The organism is Helicobacter sp. MIT 01-3238, from assembly GCF_003364135.1.
Classification (GTDB): domain Bacteria; phylum Campylobacterota; class Campylobacteria; order Campylobacterales; family Helicobacteraceae; genus Helicobacter_B.
This window is the reverse complement of sequence record NZ_NXLN01000042.1, coordinates 1-15,276: the sequence shown is the minus strand read 5'-3', so window position 1 is coordinate 15,276 and position 15,276 is coordinate 1. Positions and strand designations below refer to the sequence as shown.

The following is a 15,276-nucleotide window of genomic DNA, read 5'->3' as shown; positions in this document are numbered from 1 at the left end:
GGGGGGGGGCGAGCCCCAAATACATAAAGCGGTTTGCCACCATTAGCGGTATAGAGTCTTTGTATCCCCAGCTAGATGAGTTTTTTATCTCCCAGCTTCTAAGTCAAGAGCAAAAGTCTTTGCAAATCGCAAAAGGACATTTTGAAAAACCTCAAGCACAGATTTTTGAGAATCTAAGAGATGCAATAGAGTGCAAGCATATACTTCAGTTTGATTATGCTCTAAAGCCCCGCATTGTCAAGCCTTATAGGCTTTTGCATATTGAGGGGGTTTGGTATCTGCTAGCAAGCCAATCAGGCAAACTAAAGCACTTCACACTATCCAAAATCCAAAATCTAATCGACACCAAAAAGTCATTTATCCCCAGCCAAAAAGTCGCCAAACTCCTAAAATCTAGCTACAACTCCACCACCTACTTTACCACAACCCCCAAAACCGCTCAAATTCTTTTGCTTACCCCAAAAGCTAGGACACATTTTTTGCGCAAAAATCTCCCACCAAATTTTTGCGTCCTAAAAGACAGCTATGAAAATCTTACCCTAGAAATGCGATATGCCTTTGATGATGAGGTGCTAAACTTTGTCAAGTCTTGGCTTCCCCACGCCAAAATCATATCTCCCATAAAACTCCACAAAAAACTTCAAAAAATGCTTGCAGAATATATACGCACGACAAATGCTGTCGTTACCAAAGAGTAAAATCTCACTTGCAAATGCCAAATCTCGCCTAAAGCAAACACGCAAAAGCATACAAACGCTACAAAAAAGCCAAAGAGCAAAATCAAAAAAGCGTAAAATGCAAAATATTGTGCAAAAGCTACAGGCAAGAGGAGGCATTGCAAATCTACTTTTGCAAGGAGCAAAAAATGTCAAAATTTACTCGTTTCGTTTTGGGTACAGCGACCCTAGCAGGTGTGGGCTATGCAGGATACAAGATAAAACAACACCTAGATAGCCAAAAGGCAAAGCCAGAGAATGAGTTTTTGGACTACAAAGACTTAGCCATACAAGAAGCAGGCAAAGCAGTTGCAAACGCGCTAGATACTGCTAGTGAGTGGGTGGCAAAAGGCTATGAAAAGATATTTGATGAGCCTTTTTATGGGCATTGTAAGCAGGGCAAAATACTAACAATGACAAATGAGATTGCCCGCAAGAGTGTTTGTAAGCATTTGGGCGAGAAAAAGCTAGCCCCCGCACTCATCAAAGAAGCGGAATTTACCCTAGCAAAGCATAGTCGCTTTGATTTGGGATTTTTGGATAATGAGCAACAAGATGAAGCTGATGAGCTATGGGAGAGAGGAGAAAACATCTACAACTTCATAGAAGCTATATATCGGCTAGAGGCGCAATGCTATGAAGCGCACAAAGCCATAGTGGATTTTGTCTCGCTTGCTAGAGAATCTAGCAGTATTGACTCTGCTAAGCTAGATGATTTAAGCAGAGATTATGAGGTTTGTGATAGGAAGTATGACTTGTGCGACATAGAGGAAATCGCACTTGTAAATGAGGTTAGCGATAGCATCAAAAACGCTTGCGAGAAACTCGCCACACTAAAATCTAGCGGGGAAAACTCTAGCACGCACTTCAATCCAGAAGAGGCTTTGGAGCTTGCTCTAGTGATTGATAGCGTGATAAGAGATGATTTCGCTAGTGGCGGTAGGTTTTGTGCCAAGCCTGTGGAGGCACTCACAGAGCGACTAAGCGCGTAAGGCTACATATCATCGCTAGCCATTACTATTTGCCAGTGAGGAATCTCACAAGCGGCTTTTGCCACATATTTGCTGTGAGATTCCTGCAACTAGGATTCCTCAAACTTTATCAATGTGAGATTCTCTAAAACAAAGATTTCAAGCACCCAAAGTAATAGCATTCACTTTTTGCCATATTTAAGCGTTTTTTATTTTTCTATCTTGTTGTGCTTTCTATATTCTTTGTCGCATTGAGCATTCTATTTATAGTATTTAAGCATTTTGTTTCCTATTGCATTATAAGCACTATTTGTCATATTTAAGTGCAAACGAAATATCTTTTTTATGTTATTTGGTTTTTAATATTCTTTAGATATTTCTAGTTTAAAAAGCCACTTAAGTATGACAAGAATTTACGCTTTTTTTAGCAAAATTTAATATTGCTTTTTGATTAGCTTTTGTGATTATGCTAGGTTTAGTTGTGATAGATTTTGCATAGTGTTCCTTTGTAGTGGATTTTGGTTTAAATTTGACTTTTAATGCAAAAAGTTTTATAATTGCGCTAAGTCGGCTATAAAGTGTAGCTTTTGCTTCGCGCAAGTTTTTCCGTGTTTGACACGAGTTTTTGCTGGTTACCGCATTTAGCTGGCTTCGTAAATTAACTCATACTTCTTTATAATATCTCTTACCCTCTTACTTGTCCCATTGTAACTTGTTTTATATATCATCTTTAAGTTCTTGTTTGGCGCAGCGATACTTACTAAATTTATCAATCCTTTATCATTTTTAAAAGCCTTGTAAAAATAATAAGTGTCTTGCGTATCTCGTGCGACAAAAAGCGGATTTTGCAAAGTTTTTAGCATACCACCACTAAGCCAAATTCTATTTTCTTTGCCATTTCCTTTGATTTTGTTTTGTTTGTCTCCACTTTTTGTAAGATGATAAAACATATACTTTGGATTAACTTCTATGTTTGCAATAGGTGTTTTAATGGTGGCTTTTTGCGTATTTCTAAATTGTGCTAAAAAATTTTGGTAATTTAATCGTTGTGGCATAGGCTCGCTGACTAATTCAAGTTTGCCAAAATCTACTTCGCCATCTGGTGTCAAAAAATCACTTAACATATCTTTGCCTTTTGTGCCCTTTGGGATTTTGGATTATATCACTTTTTATGTGGATTATCTCTGGAATTGCTTTAGCACGCGGGTTTGTACGGGCTTTTTTGGTAAGCATTCTGCGGTTTTTCGCTAGCGATTTTGCAATGCTTTTTTTTATTTCAAAAACAGCTTTGCATATTTCACTTCTTTGGAGAATTTGATTTTTTTGCCATATTTAAGCATTTTTATTTTTCTGCCGTATTAAAATCCTATTTTCTTTATTGCATTGTGCATTTTATTTTTTATCGTGTTTAAGCACTTTGTTTTCTGTCGCATTGTAAGTATTATTTGTCATATTTAAGCGTAAGCGAAATATCTCATAAAACTCAAAACCTTACAAAACTCCAAAATCCACAAAATATCACAACCCCAAATATCACAACTTCCCAAGATTTAAAAACATACAAAAAAATCTCACCAAACCTTAAAAACCACTTAAATACCTTAAACCTCCCTTAAACCTCCAAAAATCCCTCAAAAATCATCAAAAATCCAACTACAAAAAAAAAAAAACAAAATGTTACTTATCGTAGCTTGAGAAAACCCCGCTACACACGACATTTTCGCAAAATCTGCAAAAAATCTACAAAATTTTTGCAAAAATTTATGCAACTAGGTTGCAGACGACAAATGCTGTCGCACCCCTTTTGTATAATTTTATTATTAAGAATCTTGGGATTTTCTTAAGCTTTTCTTGGGATTCTTACAAAACCAAAATCAAAAGGAGCATTTATGCTAGCTACACAAAAGAGTTTCATAGAGTATTTGGAGCAAGTAGATACACTTGCACAAAAGGCAAAGATTCAAAAGCCCAAAGCAAGTCTCATAGCTTCTATCAAAGATAGAGAATTGCTAGTGCCTGTGGTGGGCGGATTTAGTGCAGGTAAAAGCACAGCGTTAAATGCGTTTTTAGGTGAGGATATTTTAAGCGTGGCGATTACGCCTGGGACTGCTTTGGCGACAGAGCTTCGCTACATAGATGGCGAATCTTATGCAGAGGGCGTAAAGGACAATGATAGCGTTGAGAAAATCGCTATTAGTGCGCTAGATTCGCTAAAAGATAGGGCGGGAGAATTTAAATATATCAAACTTTATTTAAACAATCCCAAGCTAAAGCAAATCGCACCTTTGATTTTAGTGGATATGCCGGGATTTGATGCGCCACTAGAATTGCATAACAAAGCTATTATGGAATATTTGGCGCGTGGGATTTACTTTATCATCTTAGAGAGTGCAGAGAGTGGCACTATTGCGATGAGTATCAAAAAGCACATTGACAACCTAAAAACTTTGGGTAGAGATTTTAGCTTTTGTTTGAGTAAGGTGGATTTAGTTACGCCTAGCACAATGCAAAGCATAAAAAATAAAATCGCCACCACCCTAAAAGCAGAATTTGGCTATGACAAAGATATAACATTGCTTGGCGAAAATGAAAATCGCACTAAGGCATTGCAAACAATCATAGAGCAAATCAACACAGAGAGCGTCTTTGAAAATCTCTACTTAGATACTTTGAAATTTGATTTTAACGACACAAAGTCAAGTTTGCAAACGAAGATTGGCGCACTAAAATCCACCAAAGAGGAGACAGACGAGGCACTAAAAGAGTTGCAAAACGCGATAAAAGTCATCATCGATAAAAAGCAAAGTCTCGCGCAAAACACTACTAGCGACATTCAAAGCGCAGTAGATGGCACGATGATGGCAGTGGATAGGGCGATTGAGGGTAGCATTAGCTCCATAGCACAAAACGCGCTTAATAATCCGCAAAGCGTAAATTCACAAGTGAGCGAAATCGTTCGTAGCACACTTTTAAGCGAATTTACAAAGCGTGGAGGCAAAATGCGTGAAAATCTCATCAGCGATTATAAACTCGCGCTAAGAGATTTAAATATCGTTTCGTTAGAAATTGATTCATCGTGGGTGGAAAATGTCGTAGGCGCGATTAACACGGCGTTATATAATATCTCTATTGGCGTTAAAGATAATAGCGAATTGATAGAATCTATTGCCACTTTATTGGATACGGGTTCATCTCTCACTTTGGGTAAAAATCCTAATCCATACATTCAAATTGCAGCCATTGTCGCAAAAATCGTGGCTAGTTTCTTGCGCATATTTGGCATCAAAAAAGAAATCGATGAGGGCAAATTGCTAATGGATATTTTGCAAAGCGTTCGCACAACCGTTGTGCCAGAAGTTAGCACCGCTTATAGCAATCAAATATCCGCTACAAAAGAAATCATTGCCACACTTATTGAATCCAAGCTAAAAGAAAAGCAAGATGAAATAAGCAAAGCACAAGAGGAAAAATCCAAAATCGCAGATAAGCTAAACGCTGAGATTGCGGATTTAAGCGAAATCATAGAGGCATTAGACAGCCTAGCGACAAAATATCTTTACAAATAAGGAGTTAAAAATGAGTTTTAATGAATTTCTAAACAAAGTAGAAAAAATCGGTAGCATAGTAGAGGCAAATGCGATTTTGCGCGATGAGGGCGCGAATCTTCGCAGAGAGCATTTTATCAAAAGCGTTGATGAATTTAAAAGCGACCAAGCAGAGTTAGAGCGTAAAGAACGATTGCTAAAAATCGGCATTTTAGGGCGTGTAAAGGCGGGTAAAAGCTCGTTTTTAAATGCTTTGATTTTTGGTGGAGAAAATGTCTTGCCAAAGGCTGCTACGCCGATGACTGCGGCTCTTACTATTTTAGAGTATGCCAAAAGTCCAAATTTTAGCGTGGAATTTTACACGAAAAAAGATTTAGATGAGATTGCCACAAAAGCAAGGGAATATCAATCTAAATTTAATGAGTGTGTAAATGCAAAATTCATCGAGTTAAAAGCAGAGGAGCAAAGAAGGGTATTAGACCCAGCGCAAATCGATGAGGCAAAATTACGCCAAAATGCTTTGGATATAGTTGAGAGTAGTAATTTTAAAATAGAGCAGGAGGCACTCTTTGCGTGTTATGAGCAAAATGAGCTAATTAAAAAGAGTAAAATTTCTTTGGCAGAATTAGAGGCGCATAAAGATTTTAGTGGAGATTTAGAGGCGATTCGCGCTAAATTAAGCGACTTTGTGGGCGAAAGTGGCAAATTTATGCCATTTACTAAGTCAATCACATTAAGGCTAAATAACGAGTTTTTGCAAGATGTGCAAATTATCGACACTCCCGGGCTAAATGACCCTGTGCCGTCCCGCTCAGCTAGGACGCTGGAATTTTTAGATAAATGCGATGCGGCGTTAGTGCTATCCCCTGCTGGGCAATTTCTCAATGCAAGTGATGTGGATTTGCTTGATAAATTGGATAAAAACTCCACAACAAAAATCTTTTTTGTGGCTTCTAGGGCGGATTCGCAATTACACGGGCATATTTTAGGAAAATCAAATGGAAATTTGGATACGGCAATATCGCTTATAGAAAATGAGCTAAGTTCAAGTATCTCACAAAAATTGCACGAGGGCGAGGCAGAAAGTGTGATGATACAAAGGGCGATGAATGCAAAAATCATTCTATCATCAGCAATTTGTGCCAATTTTGCCCTAAGGGCAGAGAGTGATTTAGATGAGGACGAATCACACGCACTAGGGCTTTTAAAAAAGCACTATCCTAATGATTTTTCGCCTGAAAAGAAAATGGATAGCTTTAAAAAACTTGCAAATATGCAAACACTACAATCAATTTTTGCAGAGCTAAAACAGCAAAAAGAAGCTATTTTAGCCCAAAGATTGGCTGAGAGTTTAGCCACAAAGCAAAATAACCTTAGCTCTTATCAACAAGCCCTAATTGACATAGTCAAAAATCAAATCGATTTATTGCAATCAAGCGACTTGGATAAGCTAAAAGAGCAAGAAATGGAGTTGCGCAGAGTCAAACGAGATGCTGAATATGCACTAGATGAATCTTACGAGGATTTAAGAGATGAGCTAGTCAAAGAAGTAAGAGAATTGCTAAAAGATAAAAAGGATATGTTTTTTAGGGATTTGAAGGGCAAAAGCGAGAGAGCGGAAGATAGCAAAGATGAGAAATACCAAAAGGATAAAGGTAGTGGTTTTTTGGGCTGGCGTGATTTGTTTGGCACTCGCTATGTGGAAAGCTCTAGAAAGGTTATCACTTTTAAAGCAGGTGCGGTTCGTAGTGCCATTAAAGAGACTTGTGCGAATTTAGAGGATTTGCTTAGCGTTGAAAGCAGAGATTTTATCAAAGAGTGGCGCAAAGAGGCACATAAGCGAGTAAGCGCAATATTGCTTAAGGAAATGGAGGGCAATAGCATTTATATGGATAGAATCCTTATATCAAATAGCATCAAATCAGCCTTTAACGCCATAGAATACCCAGAGATAAGCTATGAATCAAAGATTCCATACTTTATCAGTGGTGCAAGTGGCACACTAAGTGGTAGCGAAGCAGAGCAATTTATTAGCAAGGTTGAAAACTATATCAGTGATTTCAAAATCCAAGTAGGCAAGGATATAAATAGCTTTGCAGATAAAATAGGTGCGAATTTAAAGGGCATAAAGCTAGGTGATAAAATCTTTGGCAATATCATCAAAGAAATCGAGCGACTAAAAGATGACTTAGCAAGCAAAGAAAAGAGACTTAAGGAATACAAAAACTTACAAGCAAACTTAGAGGAGGCAATGAAATAAGTATGCTTAGTAAGATAATGGGATTGTTTGGATATGTAAGCCGTGATTTGCTAGATAATGAAGTGGCTAAAAATACTGCGCTAGAAAAGCAAAAGGCGGATTTACACAATGAAGTAGAAAATCTCTCATCGCACAATGCGAATCTAACCTTTAAAAATACCCTTATCGCTCAATTACTAGGCGATAGGGGATATAGTGAGCCACTGCAGAGATTTAGAGAGCAATTTGGCGAGTTTTATAACTTTATGAATAACGATGATAGCTTAAGTAACGAAGCAGAGGCATTTTCACTAATGCAAAGCATAGAAAAAGAATTAGAAGTCATCTCAACTGCCCCGCAATTATATAGCAAAGAAGTGATTGCGGTGGGTGGCGGATTTAGCGCGGGAAAAAGCGAATTTATCAGCTCACTAATCACTGCGCAAAATGTGAGTTTGCCTATCGGCATAAAGCCTACTACGGCGATTCCTACCTATGTGCTTTCTAGTGAAATAACGCAACTTGTGGCGTTTTCAAATAGTGGCGTGAGAGTGGAGCTAAATGAGTTAGATTCAGAGATTCATAGCAAAATCAACCACGATTTTATTGAAAGTTTTGGCTTTAATCTCAAAAAGATTATGCCCTTTATGGTGCTAAAAACGCAGAAAAACTACGAGCAGTTATGTTTCATCGATACGCCGGGGTATAATCCATCAAAAGACGGCTTTAAATACAGCGATAGAGAAAGTGCAAATGCGTTTTTAAGCAATGCAAACGCTTTGCTTTGGCTAATAGGGCTTGATAGCAAAGGCACGATAGAAAAAGATGATATTGATTTTTTAAGAGAGTTGGATTTGTGCCATAAAAAACTCTATGTCGTGCTAAATAAAGCAGATTTACTAAGTCCAAGTCAAAGAAAAGCCGTGCTAGTGCAAGTCGCCAAACAGCTAAACGCTTATAGCATAGAGTATGAGGGCATAAGCACATATAGCGCGACAGAAAGGGAAGAATATGAGTTTGAAAAAATCCCACTAATGGAATTTTTGGATTCGCTATCCTTATCACAAACCTTGCAAAAAACGCTTACAGAGCGACTTTTTAGTGTGTATGCAATGTATAATGAATCTATCTTGCGTAAAAAGAAACGCAAAGCAACGATTTATAAAGCATTGCACGAGCTAGACATCGCTCTAGGTGGGGAGCTAGATGAGGATTCGCTACATTTTGGGCGACTAAGCAAAATCAAAAACATTTTTCAAGTCGGCAAAGAAACAGAGCAATCGCTAAGCGAACTACAAAAAATCATCTTAGAGATGAAAAAATCTATCGATGAGATTTTTGGCAAAGTGCTAAAAATAGATTTGCCACAAATAAATGAAAAAGACATAAAAATCGAATTTGACTTAGCAGTGGAGGAAATCATCGATGATGAATCCAATCAAACAAATAAACCACGCACCAAAAAGAAACGAGATTCAAATAGTGATAAAGAAAGAGATAATCCGTGGTGGATTCATTTTTTTCCCCGTTGATTTGGTGAGATAAAAGAACAACAAAAAGCACCCACTATACACATAAATAAAATTTTTATATTTTTTGTGATTTTGCACTATGAAGCGACAATATTTGTCGCATTGGCTTTGTAAAATATCCCCGCAAAAATCTTACACAAAACTTGCAAAATCTCATCGCAAAATGCCACCGCAAAATCGCATTTGCATTTTGCAAATAAACTCACAAAAGGAGCACTCAAAGTGGAAAAAATGAAAAAATGGCTTGATATGCTTAGCGTAGGTTTTAAGTTTCTAAGCGAGTTTGAAAGCTTTTGGAATCTGCCTAAGCTAACGAGAATCGGCACGCTAGGCTATGAGTTAAAAAGCAAAATCGACACTTTCACAAACGAGTATGAATCCAAGCAAACGCGAATCAACTCGGCATTTGAAGCACTAGACTTGGCGCTAAAGTATAAGCGTGAGAATCCAAAAGAGTTTGAGGAAATCTTTAGCGCGTTAGAGAGGTTTAGCCAAAAGCGCAAAAGCGATAGACAAATCGATGAAGCGATAAAGTCGTTTTTTGACTAGCTTTTTGGCTTTGATTTAGCTAGCGCAAGTGATTTGGCACGACTATCGCACGATTATCAAAGCAACTACCACACACGACTATCAAGCGACTATCGCACGACTATCACGCGATGATTTTAGGCAAGTTTGAAGCAGATTTTAGCAAACTATAATTTTCACAAAAAGGAGCAGATGATGGGCGGACTTATTTTATTTATAGGGGCGATTTTTGCAGCTCTTTTTGGGCTAGCTATCGTTATGGCGTATATTACCTTAGCAGTTTTTTTGGCGTTTATCGCGGGTAGTGTGGCGATTTTTTATTACTTTGGTGTGGCGTGGGGACTAGCTTGGCTAGGGGCTTGGTGGCTAGGCACATACCTCATAAGCAAATCAGACACCAAGTAAAATACTATCGCCACAAATCACACTAAATCACACTAGGACTTCACAAATGATAAACCTACTAATCCTTTACAATCCATACTACCAAGAGCGCGTGATAGAATCCCACCTAGAAGTGCTAAAATCTAGTGGCAAAGTCGCCTTTGGCAAGGTGCGCTCCAAGCTAAAAAATAGCCTAGAAGTGCCACAAAATCCACTAGATTTGCCCTCCCTGCAAAAAGAGCTAAGCGCACAAAAAGCGAGAAATAAAAACGCATATTTGCAACTCTTTTTAACTGATTATGCCAATCTCTATGTGGCAAAGGTAGAGCAGATTTTAGAAACTCTAGAATCTTCAAGCGGGATTATCCCTAGCTACTATGCGCAAAAAGCTTTAAGTATAGATGCGTATTTCATCATCACAGATTTGCGTGAAATCGTGCGCAATGATTTTGCTACTTTGCGTGATAAATATTTGGCAGGATTTCGCACGCCCGACTTTGGCGGACACACTTATGCTATTTATGGCAACTCCTACTCCTACCCGCTGAAAATCACGCAAAAAACTGAAGTGGATTATTTCAGTGATGAAAATCTACAAAATACAGAGGCAGATACCACACAGCAAGCAGTGCCTAAAAAGCACTTTTTGACATTGTTTAAAAGCGCGGAGTTTTTGGCAATGCAAGAAAATCTCGCACACTTTGTGCTAGGAGAGACACTCCTCTACGCCCTGCACCCAAATAGCTTTGAAAACCTTGTCTATGCCGAGCTAGAGTTTAGCGCAAACAAAAATGACACGGCGTATGACTTTAGTGGTGTGGTGCTACGGTATGCAAAGGCGTTTGAGCAAGAGTGCAGGGCGTTTGTGCGCACACTCATCATAGAGCTAGCAAAGACTGATAGCGCAGTGCTAGAAATCCCCTATGAAGAAAACGGGCACAAAAAGCAAGTAAGCGACTTAGTGCAATCAGGCACGGCTCTAGGAGTGTATGCCTACTTGCTAAAAGGCGAGCTAAGAGCACACATAGACAAATACGCCAAGCAAAATCCCAAAATCTCATCTGTGGTAAAGCACTTAGTAGCAGGGATAAGAGCTATCCAAACACTGCGCAATCCAGCCGCACACGGCGAAAAATCTAGCATAAATCAAGCCAGCGATATTCGCAACAAAATCTTAGGCATAGGGCAATATAGTCTCATTTCTAGCATTGTAAAAACAAGGCTAGAAATGCAAATTTAGATTCTGCGTGCTGTTTGTTTTAGATTTAAGACATTTTTGATTATAATGCCAAAGCATTATGCAAAAATATGCAAAATTTTGCAACACTTAAATCATCTAGGAGAATCTATGAGCACCCAAAAATCTACCCCAAAATCTGCTTTCAAATCTACCACAAAAACTACCCCCAAATCCACGCTAAATCCCCAAATCATCGTGCTTGACTTTGGAAGCCAATACACCCAGCTAATCGCCCGAAGACTGCGTGAAATCGGTGTCTATACCGAGATAATGCCCTATTTTGCTAGTGTAGATTTACTTCAAGCGAAAAATCCGCGTGGGATTATCCTTAGTGGTGGTCCTGCGAGTGTGTATGAAAAAGACGCCTACAAGCCTGAAACGGGCATTTTCACGCTAGGAATCCCTGTGCTTGGAATTTGCTATGGAATGCAATATATCGCGCATTTTTTTGGTGGCGAAGTGGCGAAATCTCACGCCCAAGAGTTTGGCAAAGCACATTTAGAGATTATGGATTCTAGTGGCATTTTTGCGGACATTAAAAGCGATTCTATGGTGTGGATGAGCCATAGCGATAAAGTGATTGCCCTGCCAAAGGGCTTTACGCGACTAGCCAAAAGCGAAAATAGCGAGATTTGCGCGATTGCAGATTTAGAGCGTAAAATCTATGCGATTCAGTTCCACCCCGAAGTGGTGCATAGCGAGTGCGGAGCGCAGATTTTACGCAACTTTGCGCTTGAAATCTGTGGGGCTAGTAATGAATGGAATATGCACAATTTTGCCGAGATAGAGATTACCAAAGTGCGCGAAGTGGTAGGGCTACAAAGCGCGGATTTAGAAAAAACAAAGGCGGAAGTATCTTTAGATAATTTTGGGGGTTGTGCCGACACGAGCGAGGAAATAGAACGCAAAGGTTCATTGACGAAGCGAGTGGCAAACTCCCACAAAAGTATCAAAGAGACAACGCCGAGCAAAGTATTGTGCGCTGTAAGCGGTGGCGTGGATTCAAGTGTCGTAGCCGCGCTTTTGCACCGCGCTATCGGGGATAATCTAATCCCCGTCTTTGTCGATACAGGACTACTGCGTGCGGGTGAGCGTGAAGCTGTGGAGGCTATGTTTAGAGAGAATCTGCGCGTCCCGCTTATCACAGCAGACGCGAGCGAGCTATTTTTAAGCCGACTAAAAGGCATCGTGGAGCCAGAGCAAAAGCGCAAGATTATCGGCGAGACATTCATCGAAGTCTTTGAGCGCGAGGCAAAAGCGCACAACGCAAATGGCGAAATCAAATTCTTAGCGCAAGGCACACTCTACCCCGATGTCATCGAATCTGTGAGCGTAAAAGGACCAAGCAAGACAATCAAATCCCACCACAATGTCGGCGGATTGCCCGAGTGGATGAAGTTTGAGCTAATCGAGCCATTGCGCGAACTCTTTAAAGACGAGGTGCGCGCACTTGGGCGTGAGCTAGGAATGCCCGAATCTATGCTTATGCGCCACCCATTCCCCGGACCCGGACTTGCCATTCGCATTATGGGCGAGGTTACGCGGGAGGACTTGGCGATTTTACGCGCGGCGGATACTATCTATATCGATGAGTTGCGCCAAAATGGGCTGTATGATACTGTGTGGCAGGCGTTTTGCGTGCTACTCAATGTGCGGAGTGTCGGTGTGATGGGCGATAATCGCACTTATGATAATACTATCGCACTTCGCGCGGTGGAGGCGATTGACGGAATGACGGCGAGGTTTAGTAGGCTAGATTTTGACTTCCTAGAGCGCGTGAGCAATCGCATAATAAATGAGGTAGGGGGGGTAAATCGCGTGGTGTATGACATAAGCTCCAAACCCCCAGCCACGATAGAGTGGGAGTAGGATTTGCGGATTTTTTGTGATAAAATTTTTGTTTAAGGAGTAAAAATGGATTTAAGTAAATGGGACATAAAATTACAGTCAGATGCAAATAATAAATATTTTATGTTTCCCAAAGATGAAACAGAATTTAAAAAAGCAGTATTTATGGATAATAAAAAGAAAGGACTTATTATACGCATTTTTACAAATAATGATGAATTTATACTCGATAGAGTTGTTAATAGCAGACAAGATGATTGGGGTATTTCACCATATATGTTTATCAGTAATACTTATATAGACAGACAACAGATTAGATATAAATATAGGAACTACAAAATATATGCTGTGCCTAAGGTATATGAGGATATGTTGCCACCAAAAGAAACAAATACTCATAATAAACCTACAACAGAGGAAGATTCAGACCAAAACAAAGGAGAAAATATGAAAACAATCCCGCCACTTAATCAAATCCTTTATGGACCGCCGGGGACGGGTAAGACTTATAGCACGATTGATAAGGCATTAGAAATTTTAGGCGAACAAATAGAGAATAAAGATAGGGCAGAGTTAAAAGCCAAATTTGACAAATATCGGCAAAATGGGCAAATCGAATTTGTAACCTTTCATCAAAGTTTTTCGTATGAGGAATTTGTCGAGGGAATCAAGCCAAAACTTATAGATTCTAGTAATGGTGCAGAATCTAGTGAAATGAGCTACACCATAAAAAGTGGGATTTTTAAGGAAATCTGCGATAGAGCCAAACAAAATACAAAGGAATTTGTAACAAATCAAAAAGTTACTCAATTTTGCGTTTTAGATAAAAATAAAACGCTGTGGAGATTGTATACATTGCCAGATGCAAGTATTGACAATGATTTCTTTGATGAATGTATTAAAGGTGAATATGTCAAAGCTTATTATGATTATGGTGGAGTTGCACTTAACAAAGAAGCAAAAAGTGGCGACTATATAGTCATTCCAAGCATAAATTATGGCGAAATGTCAAAAACTATTAGGGCTTTTGGTATTTTAGGTGATAATGACGATAGACAAACAAAGGTGAATGAGATATATTATAAAAATGTTAAGTGGCTTTGGGTTGCTGAAAGCACAGATAAAATACTTAGATTCAACGAAGCTAATTTTAACCGAGCCACATTTCAACGAGTAAAACAAGGCAAAGAAGCAATCATTGATTATATGAATGTTTTGCTAAATAAAGATAATGTAAATTTTGAAACAAAACCATATATCCTTATCATTGATGAAATCAATCGGGGGAATATATCTAAGATTTTAGGCGAACTTATCACGCTTATCGAGCCAAGTAAGCGAATCGGCGCGAGTGAGGAACTGCGCGTAACTTTGCCATATAGTGGTAACGAATTTGACAACGGCAATGGCTTTGGCGTGCCGAGCAATCTCTACATAATCGGCACGATGAATACGGCTGATAGAAGCATAGCCTTGCTTGATACGGCTTTGCGTAGGAGGTTTGAATTTGTAGAGATGATACCTGATTCTAGCCAATTAAAGCCTTGTGGAGATATAGATTTGGCACAACTTTTGGATAAAATGAATGAGCGAATCGAATTTTTGCTTGATAGGGAGCATACCATAGGACATAGTTTTTTCATCGGCGTGGATTCTTTGGGCAAATTGCGCGAGGTGTTTAAGCTAAAGATTATCCCGCTTTTGCAAGAGTATTTTTATGATGATTATGCGAAGATTCAAGCTGTGCTGAATGATAATGGAATGATTAAACCAAAGCCAAAGCCTGAATTTTTGTCCAAATTTAGTGATGAAGTGAATGATGAAAAAGTCGTGTATGAGATTGAAAAAAAGTGGCAAAAGTGGGAATCGTGGCAGTTTGTAAAAATCTATGATAGTAAGGCAGCAAAATCACAAAGCCAAGATTCTAGTGAATCAGACGAAAATGAGTAAAAATAACACCCTTTGCATAGCCGAGTGGCAGAGCTTTGGCGAAAAACAAATACGAGAAGTCATCGCCGATACACGCAAGGACAAAGCAAAAGATATTTTTAACGAATTTGTGGAATTTACTAAGCAAGAGGGTAATGATAAGTTTTTAAAATTTAAAAATTCTACAACGCTTAAAGCACAAAACTATGTCGGGCTTATCCAAACCAAAAGTGGATTTTGCTTAGAGATTTTGCCAAAGACATTTCGCACTGCAAAGGATAGCGAGGGGTTTGCAATCAAAAACTGCGTCTGCTCATCGCAAAAATCCACCCACCCCCTAACCC

At 39.1% G+C, this 15,276-nt stretch carries 12 protein-coding genes; 11 read left to right on the top strand and 1 reads right to left on the bottom strand.

Going from position 1 to position 15,276, the window contains the following annotated elements; genetic code table 11:
- A partial coding sequence (locus CQA40_RS10465; protein WP_147290209.1) for a WYL domain-containing protein occupies positions 1-698 on the top strand: 698 nt, incomplete at its 5' end.
- A 167-nt stretch (positions 699-865) separates the two neighbouring features.
- Entirely contained in the window at positions 866-1,708 is an 843-nt protein-coding gene (locus CQA40_RS10455) for a hypothetical protein (RefSeq protein ID WP_147290208.1), read from the top strand.
- A 620-nt stretch (positions 1,709-2,328) separates the two neighbouring features.
- On the opposite strand, the gene CQA40_RS10445 is transcribed toward CQA40_RS10455, so the two are convergent.
- Positions 2,329-2,811, bottom strand: coding sequence for a hypothetical protein (locus CQA40_RS10445; RefSeq protein WP_115520775.1), 483 nt, complete (start codon positions 2,809-2,811; stop codon positions 2,329-2,331).
- 765 nt (positions 2,812-3,576) lie between these two features.
- Between CQA40_RS10445 and CQA40_RS10440 the strand changes: the two genes are divergently transcribed.
- From CQA40_RS10440 to CQA40_RS10400, 9 genes are all read left to right on the top strand, one after another.
- Complete coding sequence (locus tag CQA40_RS10440; RefSeq protein WP_115520774.1) at positions 3,577-5,253, top strand: dynamin family protein; 1,677 nt, start codon at positions 3,577-3,579, stop codon at positions 5,251-5,253.
- A gap of 10 nt (positions 5,254-5,263) precedes the next feature.
- Positions 5,264-7,492, top strand: a complete 2,229-nt coding sequence (locus CQA40_RS10435) for a dynamin family protein (RefSeq protein ID WP_115520773.1) — start codon at positions 5,264-5,266, stop codon at positions 7,490-7,492.
- Positions 7,493-7,494: 2 nt separating this feature from the next.
- Complete coding sequence (locus CQA40_RS10430) at positions 7,495-9,003, top strand: dynamin family protein (RefSeq protein ID WP_115520772.1); 1,509 nt, start codon at positions 7,495-7,497, stop codon at positions 9,001-9,003.
- A 222-nt stretch (positions 9,004-9,225) separates the two neighbouring features.
- Complete coding sequence (locus tag CQA40_RS10425; RefSeq protein ID WP_147290207.1) at positions 9,226-9,552, top strand: hypothetical protein; 327 nt, start codon at positions 9,226-9,228, stop codon at positions 9,550-9,552.
- Between the two features lie 174 nt (positions 9,553-9,726).
- Entirely contained in the window at positions 9,727-9,936 is a 210-nt protein-coding gene (locus tag CQA40_RS10420; protein ID WP_115520770.1) for a hypothetical protein, read from the top strand.
- Between the two features lie 46 nt (positions 9,937-9,982).
- The gene (locus tag CQA40_RS10415; RefSeq protein ID WP_115520769.1) at positions 9,983-11,155 is read left to right on the top strand and encodes an HP0729 family protein; all 1,173 of its coding nucleotides are present in this window, start codon (positions 9,983-9,985) and stop codon (positions 11,153-11,155) included.
- A gap of 108 nt (positions 11,156-11,263) precedes the next feature.
- On the top strand, positions 11,264-13,024 hold the full coding sequence (guaA, locus tag CQA40_RS10410; RefSeq protein ID WP_115520768.1) for a glutamine-hydrolyzing GMP synthase: 1,761 nt from the start codon (positions 11,264-11,266) through the stop codon (positions 13,022-13,024).
- Positions 13,025-13,069: 45 nt separating this feature from the next.
- Entirely contained in the window at positions 13,070-14,953 is a 1,884-nt protein-coding gene (locus CQA40_RS10405) for an McrB family protein (RefSeq protein ID WP_258864552.1), read from the top strand.
- Positions 14,946-15,276 (top strand): McrC family protein (locus CQA40_RS10400; RefSeq protein ID WP_220271920.1); only part of this gene is annotated, 331 nt, incomplete at its 3' end. The genes CQA40_RS10405 and CQA40_RS10400, both read left to right, overlap by 8 nt.